Source organism: Paenibacillus agri, from assembly GCF_013359945.1.
In the GTDB taxonomy this organism is placed as follows: Bacteria; Bacillota; Bacilli; order Paenibacillales; family Paenibacillaceae; genus Paenibacillus_AQ; species Paenibacillus_AQ agri.
Window position 1 is genome coordinate 65,434 of sequence record NZ_JABWCS010000199.1, and the last position, 20,377, is coordinate 85,810.

The 20,377-nt window shown below is 50.3% G+C and carries 19 protein-coding genes and 1 riboswitch; of the genes, 9 read left to right on the forward strand and 10 right to left on the reverse strand.

Features of this window, described 5'->3' with window-relative positions; genetic code table 11:
* Window positions 1-44: 44 nt before the first annotated feature.
* A complete protein-coding gene (locus HPT30_RS07875; RefSeq protein WP_175370862.1) occupies window positions 45-2,303 on the reverse strand; it encodes a heavy metal translocating P-type ATPase in 2,259 nt (752 codons plus the stop codon).
* A gap of 235 nt (window positions 2,304-2,538) precedes the next feature.
* Between HPT30_RS07875 and HPT30_RS07880 the strand changes: the two genes are divergently transcribed.
* Complete coding sequence (locus tag HPT30_RS07880) at window positions 2,539-3,501, forward strand: cation diffusion facilitator family transporter (RefSeq protein WP_175370863.1); 963 nt, start codon at window positions 2,539-2,541, stop codon at window positions 3,499-3,501.
* Window positions 3,502-3,790: 289 nt separating this feature from the next.
* The gene (locus HPT30_RS07890) at window positions 3,791-4,552 is read left to right on the forward strand and encodes a CPBP family intramembrane glutamic endopeptidase (RefSeq protein ID WP_175370864.1); all 762 of its coding nucleotides are present in this window, start codon (window positions 3,791-3,793) and stop codon (window positions 4,550-4,552) included.
* Window positions 4,553-4,609: 57 nt separating this feature from the next.
* On the opposite strand, the gene HPT30_RS07895 is transcribed toward HPT30_RS07890, so the two are convergent.
* Window positions 4,610-4,975, reverse strand: coding sequence for an ArsR/SmtB family transcription factor (locus HPT30_RS07895; RefSeq protein ID WP_066374889.1), 366 nt, complete (start codon window positions 4,973-4,975; stop codon window positions 4,610-4,612).
* A 276-nt stretch (window positions 4,976-5,251) separates the two neighbouring features.
* Entirely contained in the window at window positions 5,252-5,692 is a 441-nt protein-coding gene (locus HPT30_RS07900) for a pyridoxamine 5'-phosphate oxidase family protein (RefSeq protein WP_175370865.1), read from the reverse strand.
* Between the two features lie 162 nt (window positions 5,693-5,854).
* Here HPT30_RS07900 and HPT30_RS07905 point away from each other — a divergent pair, with 162 nt between their 5' ends.
* Both HPT30_RS07905 and HPT30_RS07910 read left to right on the forward strand, forming a co-directional pair.
* Complete coding sequence (locus HPT30_RS07905) at window positions 5,855-7,069, forward strand: MFS transporter (RefSeq protein ID WP_175370866.1); 1,215 nt, start codon at window positions 5,855-5,857, stop codon at window positions 7,067-7,069.
* A 72-nt stretch (window positions 7,070-7,141) separates the two neighbouring features.
* Entirely contained in the window at window positions 7,142-8,596 is a 1,455-nt protein-coding gene (locus HPT30_RS07910; protein WP_175370867.1) for a hypothetical protein, read from the forward strand.
* Between the two features lie 9 nt (window positions 8,597-8,605).
* Here HPT30_RS07910 and HPT30_RS07915 read toward each other — a convergent pair whose 3' ends face one another.
* Complete coding sequence (locus HPT30_RS07915) at window positions 8,606-8,962, reverse strand: Hpt domain-containing protein (protein WP_175370868.1); 357 nt, start codon at window positions 8,960-8,962, stop codon at window positions 8,606-8,608.
* Window positions 8,963-9,099: 137 nt separating this feature from the next.
* Window positions 9,100-9,211: riboswitch (TPP riboswitch) on the forward strand.
* Window positions 9,212-9,422: 211 nt separating this feature from the next.
* Here HPT30_RS07915 and HPT30_RS07920 point away from each other — a divergent pair.
* The 4 genes from HPT30_RS07920 to HPT30_RS07935 all read left to right on the forward strand — a co-directional run bounded on the left by HPT30_RS07920 (window position 9,423) and on the right by HPT30_RS07935 (window position 12,483).
* Window positions 9,423-10,481: an ABC transporter substrate-binding protein gene (locus HPT30_RS07920; RefSeq protein ID WP_175370869.1), complete on the forward strand. Its 1,059-nt coding sequence runs from the start codon at window positions 9,423-9,425 to the stop codon at window positions 10,479-10,481.
* A gap of 77 nt (window positions 10,482-10,558) precedes the next feature.
* The gene (locus HPT30_RS07925; protein WP_066374901.1) at window positions 10,559-10,852 is read left to right on the forward strand and encodes an MTH1187 family thiamine-binding protein; all 294 of its coding nucleotides are present in this window, start codon (window positions 10,559-10,561) and stop codon (window positions 10,850-10,852) included.
* Window positions 10,849-11,610 carry an ABC transporter permease gene (locus tag HPT30_RS07930; protein ID WP_175370870.1) on the forward strand — a complete coding sequence of 254 codons (762 nt, stop codon included), beginning with the start codon at window positions 10,849-10,851 and terminating at the stop codon, window positions 11,608-11,610. Before HPT30_RS07925 ends, HPT30_RS07930 begins: the two co-directional genes overlap by 4 nt.
* Window positions 11,611-11,628: 18 nt before the next feature.
* Entirely contained in the window at window positions 11,629-12,483 is an 855-nt protein-coding gene (locus HPT30_RS07935; RefSeq protein ID WP_175370871.1) for an ABC transporter ATP-binding protein, read from the forward strand.
* A 651-nt stretch (window positions 12,484-13,134) separates the two neighbouring features.
* On the opposite strand, the gene HPT30_RS07940 is transcribed toward HPT30_RS07935, so the two are convergent.
* The 6 genes from HPT30_RS07940 to HPT30_RS07965 all read right to left on the reverse strand — a co-directional run bounded on the left by HPT30_RS07940 (window position 13,135) and on the right by HPT30_RS07965 (window position 19,074).
* On the reverse strand, window positions 13,135-13,737 hold the full coding sequence (locus HPT30_RS07940; protein WP_175370872.1) for a response regulator transcription factor: 603 nt from the start codon (window positions 13,735-13,737) through the stop codon (window positions 13,135-13,137).
* Window positions 13,734-14,885, reverse strand: coding sequence for a sensor histidine kinase (locus HPT30_RS07945; protein ID WP_175370873.1), 1,152 nt, complete (start codon window positions 14,883-14,885; stop codon window positions 13,734-13,736). Before HPT30_RS07945 ends, HPT30_RS07940 begins: the two co-directional genes overlap by 4 nt.
* Before the next feature lie 6 nt (window positions 14,886-14,891).
* Window positions 14,892-15,626, reverse strand: coding sequence for an ABC transporter permease (locus HPT30_RS07950; protein WP_175370874.1), 735 nt, complete (start codon window positions 15,624-15,626; stop codon window positions 14,892-14,894).
* Between the two features lie 2 nt (window positions 15,627-15,628).
* Window positions 15,629-16,537: an ABC transporter ATP-binding protein gene (locus HPT30_RS07955; protein WP_175370875.1), complete on the reverse strand. Its 909-nt coding sequence runs from the start codon at window positions 16,535-16,537 to the stop codon at window positions 15,629-15,631.
* Between the two features lie 342 nt (window positions 16,538-16,879).
* A complete protein-coding gene (gene nfsA, locus HPT30_RS07960; RefSeq protein ID WP_175370876.1) occupies window positions 16,880-17,632 on the reverse strand; it encodes an oxygen-insensitive NADPH nitroreductase in 753 nt (250 codons plus the stop codon).
* Window positions 17,633-17,730: 98 nt separating this feature from the next.
* Complete coding sequence (locus HPT30_RS07965) at window positions 17,731-19,074, reverse strand: aminotransferase-like domain-containing protein (RefSeq protein WP_175370877.1); 1,344 nt, start codon at window positions 19,072-19,074, stop codon at window positions 17,731-17,733.
* A 226-nt stretch (window positions 19,075-19,300) separates the two neighbouring features.
* On the opposite strand from HPT30_RS07965, the gene HPT30_RS07970 reads away from it, so the two are divergent.
* On the forward strand, window positions 19,301-20,257 hold the full coding sequence (locus tag HPT30_RS07970) for a DMT family transporter (protein ID WP_175370878.1): 957 nt from the start codon (window positions 19,301-19,303) through the stop codon (window positions 20,255-20,257).
* Window positions 20,258-20,377: the final 120 nt, after the last annotated feature.

The window sequence follows — 20,377 nt, forward strand, 5'->3', positions numbered from 1 at the left end:
TAAGCACTCATAAATGTGCAGACACTGGAGGTTTTATTATGGATTTAACCTTGCTCTTCAACTTTTAGTGCGCGAACACTGTTAAGTACAGCCAGTACCGTGACACCAACATCCGAGAAGACCGCTTCCCACATCGTCGCGATTCCGAATGCGCCGAGCAGAAGGAAGATCGCCTTAACACCAAGTGCGAACCCAATGTTCTGCCAAACGATTCTCCGTGTACGCTTAGCCACGCCGATGGCGGTGGCAATCTTCGAAGGCTCATCCGTCATGATGACGATATCCGCAGCTTCTATTGCGGCATCGGAACCCAATCCGCCCATCGCGATGCCAACATCTGCTCTGGCCAATACTGGAGTGTCGTTGATTCCATCCCCGACAAAAATAATCTTCTCCCGTCCGCTCTTCTCGCGCTCCAGCCGCTCAATAGCCTCAACCTTATGCTGCGGCAGCAGTTCGGCATGAATCTCGTCTACGCCGAGTTCGCGACCTACAGCCTCCGCAACAGAAGCAGCATCGCCGGTCAGCATGACCGTCTTGCGGATGCCAAGTCCCTTCAGCGCCGAGATGGCCCGCGCTGAATCCTCCTTCACCTCGTCTGCAATGACGAGGTAACCGTCATACTGCTTGCCGGTCGCGATATGCACGATTGTGCCACTCTGCTCCGGCACCTGATAGGCAATGCCCTCCCGTTCCATCAGTCGGGCATTCCCGGCCAGCACAGCCTTACCGTCCACATTCACGGAGATGCCGTGACCGGAGATTTCGTTATAATCCGAGATAGCGTCCTTAGCGATTTCCTCAGCGTAAGCGGCCCGAATAGATTCCGCAATCGGATGGTTCGAATGACTCTCCGCATAGGCTGCAGTGCGCAGCAACTCTTCTTTACTTCTCCCGTTCGCTGGATAAATACCAGTGACCTTGAATTGCCCCTTGGTCAGGGTACCAGTCTTATCGAAGACAACGACCTTAACATCATTGAGCGCCTCCAGGTAATTGCTGCCCTTCACGAGAATACCACTTCGGGAAGCGGCGCCGATACCGCCAAAGAAGCCAAGCGGGATCGACACGACCAGCGCACAAGGGCAAGAGATTACGAGGAAGACCAGTGCCCGGTAGATCCAGTCCGAGAAGGTTGCTCCGCTGATCAGAAGCGGTGGAACAACAGCCAGCAGCAGCGCTGTGATCACTACTACAGGCGTGTAGCCACGAGCAAATTTGGTAATAAAGTTCTCTGTTTTGGCTTTATTGGAGGACGCATTCTGCACCAGCTCCAGAATCTTGGAGACTGCCGACTCTCCAAACGACTGCGTAACCTCCACGGTAATTACCCCGTTTCGGTTAATGAACCCGCTCAAGACCTTGCTGCCCGGACCCGCAGAGCGTGGTACCGATTCACCTGTCAGCGCTGAGGTATCCATCATCGCTCTACCTTCAAGGATAGTTCCGTCCAGCGGCACCTTCTCACCGGGCTTGACGAGAATAATGTCACCAATGGCCACTTCCTCTGGCGAAACGCGTCTTGTACCGCCATCGACTTTAAGTTCGGCAAACTCGGGGCGAATATCCATCAGTGCCGTGATCGATCTGCGCGAACGATTCACCGCCAGACCCTGGAACAGCTCCCCGACCTGATAGAAGAGCATGACAGCGACCCCTTCCGGGTACTCCCCAATCGCAAATGCGCCGATCGTTGCCAGCGCCATCAGGAAGTTCTCGTCAAACACCTGACCTCTGACGATATTCTTGATGGCCTGCAGCACCACCTCGCCACCGACAATAAAGTAAGCGGCGAGAAAGATCAGCAGTTCGACAACTCCGTTCACCGGCAGCAGCATGCCTGCCGCTGCAAGAATCCCTCCGCCTGCCAGGCGGGTCAAGATTCGGCGCGTGTCGCCTTCCCCATGGGAATGCGTATGCCCGTGACCATCCTCATCGCCATGGGCATGCCCATGTCCATGATCATGACTGGTTCCATGATCATGTGTATGTCCCTTTTCTTCATGTGAATGCCCATGCTCATGACCGGATTTAGCCTGCGGAATCGCTCTGCCTCCAGCCAGTTTCTCCTTTAGCTTCACATGGGGCTCCAGCGCCGTGACGGTCCGCGCTGCTTCCACCCCGGCCGCTTCCGCATGGTTCTCGTCTGTAACCATAGTTAGCGTCTTGGTCACGAAATTCACGGAGCAGGAGGACACCCCCTCGATTTTGCCCACTTTATCTTCAATTTTCATTGCGCAGTTTGCGCAGTGCAGTCCTTCCAGCTCCCACTGGCGTTTTACCGTTCCCTGAATCGTATTCAAACTACTCATCTCCCTCAAATAATCATATATGAGTATTTGTTCATATGTTAACTTAACCACATTATATGCCTTCCAATCTTGGAGTGTCAATGTGCATATGCATAATTTCCCTCCTCCTATCTGAGAATAACGAAATGTTCTCACTTTATTAAAAACACCTTGAAATAACTGGTTCAGACATTTATTATTAATATATGAGCAATCATTCATATGTTATTTGAAAAGAGGTCTTTCTATGAACCATCATCCACAATCAGGCAGACATTCGCATGAAGAACCCGGGCATTCCCATCACGATCATACGCATGATCATCATGGACATTCGCACGCACCTAATAATAAAAAAGGGCTTTTGATTGCCCTCATCATTACCTCGGGAATCATGTTCGTGGAGTTCTTCGGCGGGCTCTTCACTCATAGCCTTGCCCTACTCTCCGACGCAGGTCATATGCTCAGCGATATTGCCTCGCTGGCTTTGAGCCTTGTAGCAATGATATTTGCCGCTAAACCGGCCTCCTCCAAAAATACCTACGGCTTCTACCGCTTTGAGGTCATGGCCGCACTGTTCAACGGCGTCATGCTGTTCGTGATTGCCGGACTTGTTATCCGGGAAGCCTGGCAGCGTTTGTTCGAACCGCCCGTCGTCGCCAGCGGCTCTATGATCATCATCGCTACCATTGGTTTGCTTGCTAATCTGGTGAGCGCCTGGGTCTTGATACGCAAAGGTGATGTAAAGGATAACCTCAATGTGCGCAGTGCCTATCTCCACATTATTGGTGATGCTCTTGGTTCAGTCGGGGCCATTGTTGCTGGTGTAATCATGCAATGGTTCTCTTGGTATGCAGCTGACCCAATTATCAGTGTGCTGGTAGCTCTTCTGATACTCAAAAGTGCCTGGGGCGTGCTCAGACATTCGTTCCATATCCTTATGGAAGGCACACCGTCTGCGTTGAACAGCGATCAGGTCAAACAAGCTCTGCTACAAATTAGCGGCGTTGCTGACGTTCATGACCTGCATATCTGGACCATTACCTCAGGACTAAATGCGTTAAGCTGCCACCTGCGGATTGAAGATGACAGAAGCGCTCAGGAAATATTGCAGCAAGCAGTGACTCTAATCGAGGATAAATATAATATCAGTCATACTACTATCCAGATCGAGACCTCCCCATTCCAGCACGGAGAATTAAAAGTGTAAAGCTTTAGCGCTGCCCCGCCATCCTGATTATGGCCGGGGCAGCTTTTTTACATACTGAAATAAACGTTTGACATTATTACAAATAAATGTAATTATGAATTGCGTTAAATGGACATTAATGGAAGGGGTCAGGAGCGGCTATGATTTGAAGAAGACCATTGATAGCTCCGTATAATTTTTGACAAGGCCGGTTTTGGCAGTCTCTACCCTGCACTCAAACAGCTGACCGATAAGGGAATGGTGGAGAAACTGTGGTTGTAAGAAATCATGGAGAGGAAGAGGTTGCACTATGACAAACCCAAAGGTTAATTCTTCATTTTCACAGAGACACCCGGTATGGGCCGTTGTTATTATTGAAGGGCTGCTACTGGTCGCCATGATAGCCGCCGGAGCCTACGCTACCATCAAACAGCTTAGCTACACTGCACCTGTGCTTATTGCGTTTGTCCCTATCGCGCTTGTCTTAATTGCTTATTTTACAATCAGGCACAAGTGGAGCTATATGGGCTTTCGACCGCTAGGTAGTATCCCTGCAGCGAACTGGATTTATTATGCCCCGCTGCTGCTAATCCTTGTTATTACTACGTTAAATGGATTTCGCAAAATCGAACTTTCCGATGCATTATACTATCTCTTCTTCACCCTGCTGGTGGGATTCGTGGAAGAGAGCCTCTACCGGGGCCTGATCCTGAAGACGCTACTGACCAAGAGCATTAAGGTCGCTGTAGCGGCGTCCAGTATCCTATTCGCAGTCACCCACATTCTGAATGCTCTTTCCGGCCAAAATCTCACCGAGACCCTGCTTCAGATCGTATACGCTCTTCTTATAGGAATAGTGCTGGCTTTGCTGATGGTGAAGAATAATAATATCATTCCGCTGATTCTGTTCCACTTTTTACATAACCTGATTCGGTTCGTGGGCAATGATAGTCCCGAAGGCTTTATCGGCTATGATCTCCTTATCGTGGTGGTGCTTGCTGCCTATGCGGTATGGATTGCTGTATCTTTGAAAAGAACACCGTTGCCTTCGGGAATAGACCAAGCCGGTTAAATAGCCACACACTAAAATAGACCGCCTATGGCGGTCTATTGCTGTATGCATCAATAGTTATTCATGTCTGATATGCTCATGCGTCTGCATGAAGATCTGCTCCACATGCGCATCGTTCAACGAATAATACACCGTCTTGCCTTCCTTGCGGCGCTTCACAATCCGCAGGTTCCGCAAGTACCGCAACTGGTGGGATACGGCAGACTGGCCCATATCCAGAATGTCAGACAGGTCATGCACACACAGCTCCCGCTGTGACAGAGCATAGATGAGACGCACCCTTGTCGGATCGCCTAGTGCCTTGAACATCTCGGCCATCTTGTCTGTTGTTTCCCGGTCAGGCAGAATCAAGGACACGTCTTCCGGTTCCAACTCTGAACCGTGGCATGTGTTGTCGCACTCTTCAATTGCTGCTGGCTCCATGACTTCGCCCTCCTCCACAGTATCAGTCGATTCACCGGATCACCCGATCACTTTCATCTATTATAAGAAAAAGATGATCTGCTGTCCATGGAAGCGCTAGCTGCCGCAGACAACGAACATTAATTGCTCCAGCGGAAGGTTGAGGGTCTCTCAGACGTCCTAATGTAGGGCGACCTTGCCAATGAGGCCATATCAAGATTTATTCAACATAAGCCGAAAATGACAAACAGCAAGCCCCGTTATAAGAAGCCTGCTGTTTGTTCGCTTGATATAGGATTATTTTACACTGCCTGCAGATTGTCTCTCCCAGACACCATGTTCCTGTGTTTTGCCCATATATTCGATACGTGACGGGGTAAGCTCCAGAATGACATAATCGGGATCTTCCGGTCCCTTGAACCATGGCTCCAGATCCTTATTCCAGACCTTGGCTCGAAGGGTCTCGTCCTTTGTAATGTCTACGGTCGCTTCAATCTCCAGAATATCCTTCCCCCCGCCGGCTTCATAGCCAAGCAGCAGAAAAGCGTTGCCGTTCTCCTTCAGTTCCTCTACCTTATGGGTCTTGCGGTCTGTTGCCAAATAAATTTTAAGTCCATCGTGAAAGACCGCCATGTAACGCACCTTCGGTTTGTTCCCCGCTTCAACGGTTCCGAAAGAGCCGAACTTGTTGTCATCCAGTACCTTGATGATCTTCTGTTCCAGGTCCTTTGGATTCATTATTCAAGACATCTCCTTCCTGGCGATGTAAATATAAGTTTATATATCCACATCTGCCAATTAGACTTATGATAGTGATTGTGCTTAAGATAGTGTACCCGCTCTGGGCATATTGAATCCGGGCGCGGTTCCATAACTTAACTTGTTAAGGAGTATTTCAACGTGAAAAAATTAATCTGGCTTGGCTGTCTCTCCTACTTTGTGATCGGCTTGGCCCATGTAGTACTGGGTTCTATTCTCCCCGTACTATTGGAGCATTATGACCAGAGCTACAGCGCTGGTGGGCAGCTGATCTTCACCCAATTTGCCGGCTTCCTGGCCGGTGTGCTGATCTCTCCCTTTCTGAATCGCCGCTTCGGTAAGCGCGGTGGTATTCTCATTGCCACTGGACTGTTGCTTGTTGCTGAGGTTGCTTACACCTTCTTACCACCGTGGGGCTGGATGTATGTTATCGCTGTTGCCGCAGGCTTTGGTTTTGGTATGGTTGAAGCCGTCATCGGCACGGTCATTATTGCCGCAGTCACAGAAGGCACTGCTGTTGCCATGAGTAGGCTTGAAGTTCTATTCGGCGTCGGTGCATTGCTTATGCCTCTAATCTCGAGCGGCCTGATCGCCGCCGGCTGGTGGAAGCTTAGCTTTCTGATTGTAGCAGCATTCTCTCTAGTTGCCCTGATCTTCTGGAGCAAAGGCCGGTTCGGCAAGCTGCAGCCCTTGCTGGATGACCGCGGTCCACGCCGCCCAGTAACAGACGTGGCTTCAGACAGTCACACGCCGCGCTTTCCTTACAAGGGCAAACAGTGGTTCATCCTCGGGATATTTATTGTCTTCTTCTTTATCTATGTAGGCACCGAAATGAGCCTGGTGAATTTCATGCCCGCCATCTTCATTGCCAAGCTGGGTATGTCGGAATCAGGGGCAGCCCTGACCGTCACCTGCTTCTGGCTGGCTATGTCGATAGGACGGCTGTTCGCCGGGGTGCTCGCCGAGAAAATTTCTTACCGCGTCTATGTTCTGGGCAGCTGCCTGTTGACCGTAGTGTTACTGGCTCTATTTCCATTCACTGAACACCGTCTTGTTGCCTTTATCATTATCATTCTACTGGGATTGTTCATGTCCGGCCTCTTCTCCATCGCACTGGTCTTCTCCAGCAAATTAATGCCGGGTACCGAGGAATCCACGCCAAGCATCATGATTGCCTCCGGCGGCATTGGCGGAGCCATTCTGCCACTGCTTACCGGCTGGTCGATGGACCACCTGCAAGCGGCACAAACAGCCGGACTGCTTGCAGCATTTGCTACTGTCCTCTTCCTGCTCAGCATAGCTGCATGGAGAATACGTCCGGGACGGGATTCCGGACATACATCACCCGGTCATTGAGGCCGGGTAATCACAATTCGCTTTTTGGGGTAATGTAGATTGTATTGATATCCTGCACATAAGGTGGAACTCATGATGGATATGCTATCTACCGAACCCCTACTTCATACCGCGCTGCTCCAGTTTATTTTCCCCTTCTCCATCAAGCAGGGAGCGTCTGCACGACTGATCTCTGAGCTACGAAAGAGCGGATACAGTTCTTTTTCCCTCGATAAAAAAGAACTGGAAGGCGCTTATTATGGCAATGAATACTGTGTATCTCATGAAAAAATGGAACGCACCTATCTGCCTTTCGCTGCCCATGTACTGTTCCCGCAGGAGGATGACGAGGATTCCTTCCGCCGCTTCTCGCGCGTGAATGGTGTGTCCTGCAGGATGGAAATGTCACAAGCAAATGTAGCCTTCCGGGTACTCTCCACAGACCTGTTCATTTGCCCGTTTCAGACCGGATTTGTAACCTTGCGGGTGCAGATTGAGGAAGAAAAGCTCCCCTTCAGCATCGCTCTGGAATTTGCTGATCGCTTCCGTACCCTTGAGAATGTCAGTGTGCAGGACGAACAGACGGTTATCCATAGCGGAGAACGAACCTTTAGTCAGGTCGAGGATTTTATCTTTAATTATCTGGTGGAGGGGCTGAAGCCGTTTTTGGACCAGTCCGAGCTGAACGGGGCTTATTTCGAAACGCTGCCTTTTTTCGTGGATGAACGTATGCTGGTGCAAGCCTTTTATGGCCTGGAACCGGAAGGAGTTACCGACGATATCCCCTTGAGTATGCGCTACCGTGCCTCCCAGCTCGATGGACTGGATGCAGCGGGTCGACCCTACATCAGCGCGAGTGATCCTGGTTACATTGAACAATATTGTGAGGAGCATACCTATAAACGCTGGGGTCCAGAGACGTATTATATGACCAATGAACAGACCTTCTGCTGCATCAGCCGGGCGGAACGCCCACTCGCTATTCAGCTTGCCAATCAAATGTACGGCGAATATTATTACGGCCTGCTACTCAGCATGTTTCACAAGATAGTTCTGCTGAAGCTGGCCAATATGCACTCCCGGCTCCGCATCAACCGCGATGATGACGATATTGAGGATCTAATCTTTTACATCAATAAATTCTCGGCCAAATTTTATTTTCTGGAGCTGATCTCGCAATCTCAGGGTCGGGAGATTTTCTTCCAGCTCCGCAAAGTGTATGGCAATGATGCGTTATTCGACGAGGTGAAGCAGACACTGAATGATCTGTTTCAATACCAAGTGAAGTTCCAGTCGAAACGACGGGATATGCTGCTGATGATTCTGACCGTCTTCACTGTGGTAAGCGGTATATACGGAATGAATCAGGTGATTGACGACCTGGAAGGAAGTATTCAATGGGGCAAAATGCTGCAATATTCATTGTTCCAGTATTTCGCGCTAATGCTGACCTTTAGTGGCATTGTCATCAGCATTATCCTGACTGTACGGGAGATTTGGAACAGCATCCGGAGCCGCCGCCGGAAAAAATTCAAATATCAGAATTAGCCTTCGTTACTACTCCATTCGCTGTTCCAATGCACGACACGTATCCGTAAAAACAGAGGCCAGCAGGGAATCTAGCGACCGTGAGGAGGTTAGATCCCCCCGCCGGGCCTGTTGCTCAATACTTGCACACAGAGAAGCAAAGTACCCCGCGCCAATGCTGAGGCTGCCTGACTTCAGGCTATGGGCAATTCCGGCAATGCTCGCGGAATCGCTACTGTCCAAGGCTAACCGAAGCGCCTCCAGTCTCGGCGGCGTATCGGTCTTGAACATCCCGATCAGTCCAGCGAACAATCCTTCGCCATCTTCATCCAGTGCTTTGATGCTGGCTACCGTCTCTTCGTCGATTAAATGTTGGTTATTTTTCATGATAATTCCACTCCTTAAATAGGTTATGATAACCCTCTTCCCAGCCTCCAACTTCAACATGAAAAACAAAGCTGCTGGACAACGAAAAGACGGGAGTCTATAATTACTCCGTAAGCAAGAAGCATCACCCGTTAACTTCATAGCACCAGGGGGGCTGGAATTGGCCGGCTGAGAGTGTATCCCTCAAGATACTGACCCTTATACCTGATCTGGATAATGCCAGCGTAGGAACCATAATTGAGCATGGCTGCTTTAGGGCCAATGCCATCCTTGCGCAAAGCCGCGTCCCGTTCATCTTCGGGACGCTTTTTTTATGGTATATTTCCGATTAACACAATTCATGGGGAAATGAATCTCGCTGCATGTATTTTAGGTGGCGGGTGACGGTGTGAAGACGGGGAATTCGCCGGATTTGACGCAGTCACTGCGGAGGAACGGTACCAAAAGGAGAGAGAAGAAAATGGGAGTCAAGAAACTGCTTATACTGGGCCTGACCTGTCTGCTCGTTATCGCCATTGCCGGATGCGGCAGCCATAACAGCAACTCTGCCGAAGGCAACAAGGAAGCCGGCAAGACAAACACCGGAGCCTCTGCCGGGGAGTCAGCCACACCGCAAGAACTGACCAAAGTCAAGATCGCGCTCGACTGGACACCGAACACGAACCACACGGGGGTGTATGTCGCAAGAGATCTTGGGTATTACAAGGAAGAGGGACTGGATGTTGAGATTGTGCAGCCCGGAGCAGCTGGTGCGGACACGATGGTTACTTCTGGTGAAGCCGCTTTTGGTATCGGGTATCAGGAGGGCCTGACTTTAGCCCGTCTGCAAGGCGTACCACTGGTCTCGCTTGCCGCCATCATTCAGCATAATACGTCTGGTTTTGCGGCCCCGAAGAGCAAGGGGATTACCTCTCCGAAGGATTTTGAAGGAAAAACATATGGAGGTTGGGGTTCCCCGGTAGAAGAAGCAGCACTCAAAGCTATCATGGACCCGGAAGGTGCCGATGTGAAAAAGGTAAAGATCATCAATATGGGCGAAGCCGACTTTTTTACAGCTGTGAAGCGGGATATTGATTTCGCCTGGATTTTCTATGCCTGGACCGGAATTGAAGCCGAACTGCGCGGGGAACCCATCGACATGCTCTATGTAAAGGACTACGCGCCACAGCTCGATTATTATACACCTGTGCTGACCACCAGCGAGAAAGAAATCACCGAGCATCCCGAGATCGTCAAAGCCTTCGTTAAGGCGACCTCCAAAGGCTACAAATACGCCATCGAGCATCCAGAGGACGCCGCGAACATTCTGATCAAAGCCGTCCCTGATCTCGATCCGAAACTTGTGATGGCCAGTCAGAAATGGCTCAGTCCAAAATATCAGGATGATGCGCCGCGCTGGGGCGAACAAAAAGCTGAGGTCTGGAAAAACTATGCTGACTGGATGTATGGCCTTAAGCTGCTTGAGAAACCAGTAGATACCAGCAAGGCCTTTACGAATGATTTCCTGCCTGCACAATAAGGGTGCTGCATCAAGATGGGGCTGATTCGTAACACTAAAATTCAAACATTACTGATAATAGAAAGGATGAATCAAACATGGCTAACACCTTGCTAAGCATTCAAGTTATCCCTAAAACCCCTAACAATGAGGATTCCATCCCTTATGTCGATAAAGCGATCGAGGTCATTCAGAAGTCCGGTGTGAAGCATCAGGTGAACCCGCTCGAAACGACAATGGAAGGCGAACTGAACGACCTGCTGGAAGTCGTGCGCGAGATGCATGAAGCCCTGGTCCAAGCCGGCAGTCCGAGCGTGATCTCCCAAATCAAAATCGCCCACAATCCGAATGGAATCAGCATGGACAAACTGACGGAGAAATACCGGCCGTGAGATCGTCCTGGAAGCAGATATGGCCGCCCATTGTGGCGGTCGTCTTCTTTTTAGCGGTATGGCAGCTAGCGGTATCCTTTTTTGATATTGAAAAATGGATTCTGCCCAGTCCCCGCGATATCGGTCATGAATTTGCAGGCAATCCAGCTGGCATCTGGGACCATACGCTGGCTACGCTGAAGCTGACGCTGATCGGCTTTCCTATCGGCACCGGTGTAGGGCTTCTGGTGGCTCTGCTGCTGCACCTGATGCCTTGGGCGAAGCGTGCTTTTTACCCGCTGCTGATTCTGAGCCAGAACGTGCCTTCCATCGCGCTAGGCCCTTTGCTTGTCATCTGGTTCGGCTTCGGTCTGCTGCCGAAGATGGTGCTGATTACGCTGGTCTGCTTCTTCCCGGTCGCCGTGGCCGCCATGGGCGGGCTGGCACAGAGCGACCGGGTGATGCTGAATTATATGAAAATGGCGGGGGCGAGCAAGTGGCAGATTTTCACCAAGCTGGAGCTGCCTCATTCTCTGCCCGCGATCTTCTCCGGGGTTAAAATCTCCGCCACCTATGCTGTTATGGGGGCCGTGGTTGCCGAATGGATCGGTGCCGACAAGGGGATCGGGTATTATATGCAATTGCAAAAATCAGCCTACCGTACCGACCGGATGTTCGTTGCCATCGTCATTGTTGTCTTGCTGAGTCTGGTGCTCTTCGCTATTATCGCCTTACTGGAAAAATGGCTGGTGCGCTGGAAGCCGCGCCGCAACCCGTAGAAAGGAGGGATTCCCGAAATGTCTCAACTCACACATACACCACCGCATGAGCCGGTGAAAAGCGAGATTAGAACTAGCGCTGCCGGACTGCACGGATTGCCGCCTGCGCTGGAAGTCAGCGCCGTGTCCAAGACCTTCACCCAGCGCCGTAACTCTACTCCTGTATTAAACAATGTCTCACTAAAGGTGGAGCAACAACAATTCGTGACCATTCTCGGCCCTTCCGGCTGCGGCAAAAGCACGCTGTTCCATATCATCGGCGGCCTGGAGCAGCCGGACAGTGGAACAGTCAGCATGAATGGGGAAATCGTTACCGGCCAGCGCGGAGAAATCAGCTATATGCCGCAGCAGCCTGCGCTCTTCCCCTGGCGGACCATCGAGGATAATGTCCTCTTGTCCCAAGAGATCAAGGGCGCTGCCCGGGACGGCAGCCGCGAAGAAGCTCGTCAATGGCTAGGCAAGGTGGGCCTCGCCGGTTTCGAGCGGGCTTATCCGCATATGCTGTCGGGCGGGATGCAGCAGCGCGCGGCATTCCTCCGGGCGCTGCTAGCGCCGCAGGAGCTGATGCTTCTGGATGAGCCATTCAGTGCGCTGGATGCGTTGACCCGCAGTGAAATGCAGCGCTGGCTGCTGGAGCTATGGGAGGAGAACCGCCGCTCCGTGCTGTTCATCACCCATAATATTGAAGAGGCGCTGCTCCTCTCGAATCGTATCTACGTTTTCTCCGGCCGCCCTGGTCAGGTTCTGCACACGGTAGATGTGCCGTTCCCGCGCCCGCGCCGTGAGGAGATTGCGGATACGCCGGAATTCCTCGCGCTGAAGCGACAGCTCTCGCAGTGGATGCGTGAGGAGCAGGCCAAGAGCCGAGTATAAAATAAACCCAGTTCCGCACACAAAGGCGAAACTGGGTTTATTTTAGGTTAGATATACCAGAAGATTCGTTAATTACCCATTTATTGTACCTGAACCAGTCCGTTGCATGTTCCCGTAAAGCTCTCTTTCCATAGGACAGCTAGCACTGGATCGTAGACTCTCTCTCGGCAGATTTCAACCACTAGAAGCGGTATAGTCCCCTTCGTCAGTCCTCTTAACAGTGAAAAAGAGGGGCCATCTCCCAATTAACAGCATTTTCGCACCTTATTCTCCTTTAATTTAGACAAATGAGGGAAATAAGGACATTATTGTATCTTATTTTTATGAAAACACACTGAATGGCCTATTTGGGAATATTTAAGGTACAATATTGCACTTAATCTCCACTAACCCGTAGCTGCAGAGGATTTAAGATACGAAAATGCCGTTAATTACATTTCGATCCTTCTTATATAACCCCTGATTTGCTAATAACCAGAACACAACACATTACATCTAACATCTCTGCCCAAATCCAAAACTTTGAAGATCATTTGAAGAATGATATCAAACAAATTTATCAGCTAAGAAATATGTTGACTCACACTGGAATCAAAGATGAACACTTTATTTATTTGAAGAGACTTATTTTTAATAGGAATAATCCTCACACTAAATCCAGCCCTTCTCCTCAGCAATTCTTACCGCTTCAATCCGACTCTTCACTTCAAGCTTGTTCAGAATCTCGGAAATATAATTGCGGACTGTTCCATAAGAAAGGTGCAATGTAGCCGCGATCTCGCCTGCTGTCTGACCTCCCCCGGCTAGCTTCAGAATCTCCCGCTCTCTGGAGGTCAGCGGATTCTCCTCCCGCAAGCTTCCGAAGACCAGCTCCGGAGAAACTTCCTTATGCCCCAGCATGACTTGGCGGATCGCACCCGCGATCTTCTCAACAGGCTCGTCCTTGAGCAGGTAGCCTTGTATATCCGCCTTCACACCCCGTTCGAAATAACCCGGCCGGGCAAAGGTGGTCAGGATTATGACGCGAGTAGAACAACCCTTCTTCTTCAATAATTCAGCAACTTCCAATCCGCTCATTCGGGGCATTTCAATATCCATCAGACAGACATCCGGCTGAAGCTTCTCAATCTGGGCCAGCGCCTCAGCCCCGTCCCCCGCCTCTCCGACCACCTCGATATCGTCCTCCAGGTCCAGCAGGGAAGCCATGGCGCCGCGCAGCAGGCGCTGATCCTCCGCGATTATGATTCTTATCATGCAGTCTCCCCGTCCTTTCGTTCTTTGACCACCAAAGGAATCATTACAGTCAGCATTGTTCCCTTGCTTCCGTCCGCATTAATGGTCAACGAGCCATCAATTAGGGATAGGCGTTCATTCATTCCCTTCAGGCCATTGCCCTCCCTGAATCCAGCATCTGCGACACCGTGACCGTGCAATCCATGCCCGTTGTCCCGGATCATGATTCTCACTTGTCCCTCGCTCTTCACAATGCTGATAACACATTTATTGGCCCCGCTATGCCGCACAATGTTGGTGACAGCCTCTTTGATACAGAGGCTGAGTATATTCTGATTGAGATCGGATACTTCCCCAAGGGAAACATCCCCCTCAATCTCCAGGGCAATCTCCGCCGTCCGCAGCATCTCACCGGCCTCAGTTAACTCCTCGGCCACTGTGATCGCCCGCATCTCGGAGACCAGTTCCCGCACCTGCCGCAGCGCGGCACGGGAAGTGCGCTGGATCTCCCGCGCTTCGGCCTCTGCGCGGTCCGTATCCTTGGACACGAGTTTTTCAACTAACTGGCTCTTTAAGGTAATCAGTGAGAGCGTATGACCCAGCGTATCATGCAAGTCGCGGGCGATACGCATGCGTTCTTCGCGTTTAACCAGTTCTTTAATGACCTCGTTGGCTTCGTCCAGTTCCCGCTCCAGATGTCGGCGGCGGAACATAGAACGTATCCCAAAAGGCGAAATCAGCATGATTATAATGAATGGAAGTAGAAACAATAACTCCGTACCTTCTATCGTCTTAAGTCCCCAACCCACAAGGAATAACTCCTGCACCACGAAGATGGAATAGATGATATTGAATTTCCGATTATCACTATACCAGCTGACAAAATTGGCTGTGAAGAAACCTAGATACACGTTTTGAGGACTGTAAAATAGACAGAGCAGTAAAATCAGCAGCATTTGCACAGCCAGCCAAGCGGTAAATGCCCGGCCTTGAGCCCAATACAGCTGGCGATAAGTTACAGCGAACAAGCCCACCATGGCATAGCCCACCGCCAGCTTGATTCCGGTATATTCTTGCATATTCAAAATCGGCAGGATCATATAAACCACCCAAATGAATGGGAAGATGCCTAACTTTTTAGGAAATAACCGGAACTGCCACTGCCTCATTGTCTTTTACACCGCTTCCTGTTGTTTGCGAATATACACCGATAGTATCATAAATACAGCGAGATAACCGAGCAGAATCAGGATATTACTCCATTCCGGATGCGAGCCCTGCACAATCTGCCAGGCGCCGTTTCCATAGTTGTAGGAAGGCAACCAGACTCCGATCTTCTGCATCAGACGCGGCAAGATTTCCAGCGGCATCCACATGCCACCGGTTATAGCAAGGGCCATATAGACGGCGTTGCTGACACCACTGGCCGTATCGACCCGTTTCATCGAACCCACCAGCGTCCCCATCGCGAGGAACGGCAGGGAGCCTACCAGTAGCCACAATCCACAGAGCAACCACTGAGCGGTAGACAGCGAGACCCCGTTAATGAGATAGCCTGCTGCAAAAATGCAGATGATCGAGAAGAGATGCATCATCGTCTGACCGAACATTTTGCCCAAAAAGTATACATATCCCGGCAGCGGAGTAATGCGGATAAAAGTCGTCCAGCCTTGTGTCCGTTCCTGTACGAGACGGATACCCAGCGTCATAATCGCTGATCCCATTACACTGAAGGCCGCCATCGACATGAGATAATGTGCTGCCCAGGTTGGATCGCTATCGCCCGTGTTCACGACTCTAGTGAAAATAAAATAGAACATGATCGGCATGAGCAGCGACCAGAATACATAGTAGGGGTTGCGCACAATCCGCAGCATTTCTGCTTTGCACTGCATCGTTAGACTTCTCATCGTTAGACCGCCCCCTCTTGGTTCATTGTAAGCTGTTCAAAGGCTTCATCCAGCCGTCCCTGATCAATACGTACATCCTTCACCGGCAGACCCGCCGTAAAAATATCCCGTAATGCTTCATCTGTGTCCTCTGTAGTCACGAAAATTCGCCCGTCCTTATAGTAGCAGCCGTCTATGGAAGGCAGAGTCAGCAACTTCTGTTGAAGATCGAGTCCATCAGCCGGCTGCAGAAAGGACAGCGAGCGCTTCACGATTCTCGCCTTGATCTCGTCTGGACTACCGTCTGCTGCAAGGCTTCCCCGGTTGAAGAGCAAAATCCGGTCGGCGATATCCTCCGCTTCCGGCAGATAATGAGTGGTGAACAAGATGGTCTTGCCCTGTTCTGCCAGTCCCCGCACCTTCTCCCAGAACCGCCGCCGTGCGGTAATATCCAGCCCGACCGTCGGCTCATCGAAGAACAGCAGCTCCGGATCTCCAGCAAGTGCAAGCGCAAAGCCGAGACTGCGCTTCTGGCCGCCTGACAGCTTCTCGGCGTATCGGTTTAGATCTGCCGGGTCAAGACCTGTTGCCTCTACCAGTAACTTCTGGTCCATGGGGTACTGATAGTAGCTTGAGATCAGGCTAATGATCTCCTTTACCTTCAGACGGTCCATGACACTAACCTCTTGCAGCATGGACCCCGTCTTCTCACGCACCGATTTGTCTTTGGGATGCTGCCCAAAGATGGTTACGGATCCTTCGGTGGGCTCCAGCAGACCCAACATCATCAGGATGGCTGTGGTCTTACCAGCTCCATTTGGTCCCAGAATGGCGGTAATCGAACCTTTGTATATTTTAAAGCTAATGTTGTCTACCGCCTTTTTCCCCTTGAACACTTTGCTGACAACGTTCATTGCAATCACTGTCTCCATGTTCTGCTCCCTCCCGTAATTCGCCCAGTTCTGCTTCATGTATCTAATACTAATGTCAAAAAGAAGATGACATTAGTATGATGTGTCACTGCTTTAAGTTGACAATTGTCACCTGTTGGCCGAGATAAACATCCATAATTTCATTTATTTGGATAATACCACTTTCCTTTTATTATAGATGTACAAAAGTTCCCATTAAAAAATCCCCCGATTGAAGCCTGCGCTCCCGGGGGATGTTCTCTGGATTTCTGATTACTCGCTAATTGCCACATAAATCACTTCTACAAGACTATCTTTGGCTCGTTATAGATTCGCTATAACTTCCTAGTGTATTAACCCGAATTATCTACGTAGGAAGCCTTTCGCCTGCAAAAAATCTTTCATTTGCATACGAGCAGGCTCTGAGATTCGCTTTGCCATCATTGCAGACCAAGGTGTGTCATTCGCGCCTCCAGTCCGTTCACGCATGTATACCCGGCTCTCTTCATCGTAAGCTTTGACCTGCTCCAGAGTTGTCGCTGTATCATAGCCGTTGTGATGCAACACAGCCTGAAGCGGCAAGCGCGGACGCAGCCCTGCCCTTGCTGCCGGATAACCGACGCACATCCCGAATACAGGGTAGACCAATTCTGGCAGACCCAGCAACTCTGACACCTCGGCAATCTTACTGCGGATACCGCCGATATAGACGATACCCAGTCCCAGCGACTCTGCCGCTACAGCTGCATTTTGCGCGGCGAGGGCCACATCGACAGTGGCGACGATCAGGTTCTCTGTGGTGTCCTCATATGAGTTGCCGCCTGCCAGATGCGGCGTGGATGCTTCCCGCAGACGATACAGATCCGCACACCAGACCAAAAAGACAGGAGCCTGCTCGATATAGGCTTGATTTCCGGCTAATGCGGCTAGCTGGCTTCTCAATCCAGGATCGGTCACTGAGATGACGCTGTACGCCTGAACATTGCTGGAGGTGGAGGCCATCTGGGCTGCACCGATGATAGCCGCAAGCTGCTCTTCGCTAACAGGGGTATCCTTATACTGACGGACCGATCCATGTCGGTTCAACAGCTCCAGAGTTTCATTATTTGGTTTCATAACTTATTCGCCTCTCTTTTTCCGAACTTGGCTTCTCATGCAAGCCTGCCTCTATATTATTAGCATACATTCCCACACAAATAAAAATATATAGAAATCTACCACCTACCCGTGCGCGTAACCTCCTGGACAATTGCCTGAATGCCTTCGTCGATCTGTTCTAGCCGGGCACGTGAAATACTAATCCGTATAAATTTCTCCCGCTCCTGATAGTCGGATAAATAGAACCCCCTGCCGGACACAACGCTAATCTTTCTCTCTTTCAGACGTTTAAGCAGACGATCCAGGTTCACCGTTCCCGGCAGCTTAAACTGCACGTAGACACCGGAACTACCGGGAGACACCTCAATCAAACCTTCTGTGTTATACCGTTCAAGGGCCGCATACAGAGCGTGCATTCTCTCCGCATACAGGTCTTTTATTTTGTGCTTGTGATGCTCATACATCCCATTCCTGATGTAGATCTCAAGTGCCGCCTGAGACAAAAGGGAAGTGTCCGTATATCCTTTATGTGCGCGGAAGGCCTCCAGCAAGGCTTCTGGTAATACCACTGCACCCAGTCTGAGACCAGGGAAGATGATCTTGGAGAAGCTTTTTAAATAGATGACATGAGAAGTCTGATCATAAGCATAGATGGGATCAAAACGCCGCTCCGCACCCAGGTCGGCCATGTAGTCATCCTCAACGATATAAACATCATATTTGGCGGCCAATCCGGCGATTGCTCTTCGTTCCTCTGCGCTATAGGAGGTTCCGAGTGGATTTTGATACCTGGGCATGGTATAGAAAAACTTTACATCACCGCTCCTGAACCGCTCCTCCAGCTCCAGCAGATTAATTCCCGCCGCCGAACGAGAGATCCCGCTGACTGGCAGACCCTCGCCCTCCAAATAACGCAGATAGATGTCATAGCCGGGCTGTTCGACGAGAATTTGTGTCCCTCCGCCTGGAAATGGCATCTTGGCCAGGATTTCGAGCGCCTGCTGGATGCCAGAGGTGATGATGATCCGCTCCGCTTTGGCAAATACCTGATATTCAGCCAAATGAGATACCAAAGTATGACGTAGCGTCCCCCATCCCAAAACATCGCTGTAGGTGAACAGGTGATACTTGTAGATATCAATCGCTTTGTTGAGACAATGCTGAAAATCCAAATACGGAAACACGTTCAGGTCGGGCGAAGCAGAAGCAAAATCCAGAGTCTCATGGCCAGTAGAAGGCTCCATGTCGTCAGGTTTCTCCACCATGTAATATCCGCTCTGCGGAATGGAATATACCGTATGTTTTCTTTCGAGCTCACCGTATGCCCTCAGAACAGTGCTGACACTGCAGTTGTAGAATGTTGCGGCACTTCGCACGGAGGGCAGCTTCTGCCCAGGGCTGTATTTGCCCTCCCGGATTAAGTGTTCCATATCAGCTAAAACGGAATGATACTTTTTCATAGTGCCCCCCTGTACAGCCTTCGTCCCACTCCAAAAGTGAAATCCGAGATTTTATACGTTCATGTTAACACCATTCTTCTCCATTCATTATAAATGAATCCATCAGCTGTATCGGTACAGTTATGAAAAACTGGCATTGTAGGCCCGCGTAAATTCTTTTAATTTTAAAGTAACAAACAGAGGCGGATACACGATCCCGCCTTGTTATAGAAAGGGAGAGGCAACCATGCAGCAAAAAGGTCTTAAATTGGCATATATTCTCGCCGTACTTAATGCGGCTATTATCGGATTCTCATTCTTGTTCACCAAAGTAGCACTCGGCCACGCCGGACCGCTCGATACGCTGACCTTCCGCTTCGCTGCTTCCTTCCTGGTGATGTCGATCCCGGTCGCCTTCGGCTGGGTCAAAATCTCCTATCGCGGCAAACCCATTTTTAAAGCGCTACTACTGGCATCCATGTACCCGCTCGGGTTCTTCACGCTTCAAGTGTTCGGACTCCAGCATGCCACCTCGGCCGAGGGAGGGATTCTCTACGCTTTTACACCGGTAGTGACGATGATTATCGCTTCGATCTTCTTGAAAGAAACGACGACACTCTTGCAGAAGCTATGTATTTTCCTGTCCGTGTTCGGCGTGGTGTTCATCTTTGTGATGAAAGGAAGTAGCATCAATCTGTCCAATATGACCGGAATTGTGCTGCTATTCCTGACCTGTATCGCTTTTGCCGGGTACAGCGTTTTGGCCCGTTCACTCACGAAGCACTTCAGCCCTGCTGAAATCAGCTACTTGATGATGGGCATTGGCTTCGCCACCTTCCTGGTCATTTCCTTAACCGGTCATGTCAGCAACGGAACAATGGGCGAGTTCTTCAAACCGCTGAGTAGCGGCACATTTGTCTTATCGGCGCTTTATTTAGGTGTTATCGCCTCACTCGTCACTACACTAGCTTCTAACTATATCTTGTCCAAAATCGAGGCTTCCCTCATGAGCGTATTCGCCAATCTCTCCACTATTGTATCTCTTGCAGCCGGGGCGATCTTTCTGGGCGAAGAAATCACAGTGTACCACTGGATTGGATCGGCTCTGATCATTGCAGGTGTTATTGGCACGAACCGTTTGGGCCGGAAAAAAGCTGCCGCTATTCCTGCCACTGTGCCATTGTCTAAATCAGCGAAATTATGATTCTCACCATAGCGGCGTATAAACGTCACTTCGATTCTGCCATATAAGCTGAACTTACGAATCAGCAAGGTACTGTTCTATATATATATTAAAAAAGTCGCAGATGCCTAAGGCACCTGC

Coding starts and splice junctions, on each gene's coding strand:
- HPT30_RS07940 (WP_175370872.1), bottom strand. CDS start 13,737: ATGATAAGAATCATAATCGCGGAGGATCAGCGCCTGCTGCGCGGCGCC.
- HPT30_RS07950 (WP_175370874.1), bottom strand. CDS start 15,626: ATGAGAAGTCTAACGATGCAGTGCAAAGCAGAAATGCTGCGGATTGTG.
- HPT30_RS07895 (WP_066374889.1), bottom strand. CDS start 4,975: ATGGAGCCAGCAGCAATTGAAGAGTGCGACAACACATGCCACGGTTCA.
- HPT30_RS07880 (WP_175370863.1), top strand. CDS start 2,539: ATGAACCATCATCCACAATCAGGCAGACATTCGCATGAAGAACCCGGG.
- HPT30_RS07935 (WP_175370871.1), top strand. CDS start 11,629: ATGTCTCAACTCACACATACACCACCGCATGAGCCGGTGAAAAGCGAG.
- HPT30_RS07965 (WP_175370877.1), bottom strand. CDS start 19,074: ATGAAAAAGTATCATTCCGTTTTAGCTGATATGGAACACTTAATCCGG.
- HPT30_RS07970 (WP_175370878.1), top strand. CDS start 19,301: ATGCAGCAAAAAGGTCTTAAATTGGCATATATTCTCGCCGTACTTAAT.
- HPT30_RS07925 (WP_066374901.1), top strand. CDS start 10,559: ATGGCTAACACCTTGCTAAGCATTCAAGTTATCCCTAAAACCCCTAAC.
- HPT30_RS07945 (WP_175370873.1), bottom strand. CDS start 14,885: ATGAGGCAGTGGCAGTTCCGGTTATTTCCTAAAAAGTTAGGCATCTTC.
- nfsA (WP_175370876.1), bottom strand. CDS start 17,632: ATGAAACCAAATAATGAAACTCTGGAGCTGTTGAACCGACATGGATCG.
- HPT30_RS07920 (WP_175370869.1), top strand. CDS start 9,423: ATGGGAGTCAAGAAACTGCTTATACTGGGCCTGACCTGTCTGCTCGTT.
- HPT30_RS07915 (WP_175370868.1), bottom strand. CDS start 8,962: ATGAAAAATAACCAACATTTAATCGACGAAGAGACGGTAGCCAGCATC.
- HPT30_RS07955 (WP_175370875.1), bottom strand. CDS start 16,537: ATGGAGACAGTGATTGCAATGAACGTTGTCAGCAAAGTGTTCAAGGGG.
- HPT30_RS07890 (WP_175370864.1), top strand. CDS start 3,791: ATGACAAACCCAAAGGTTAATTCTTCATTTTCACAGAGACACCCGGTA.
- HPT30_RS07900 (WP_175370865.1), bottom strand. CDS start 5,692: ATGAATCCAAAGGACCTGGAACAGAAGATCATCAAGGTACTGGATGAC.
- HPT30_RS07910 (WP_175370867.1), top strand. CDS start 7,142: ATGATGGATATGCTATCTACCGAACCCCTACTTCATACCGCGCTGCTC.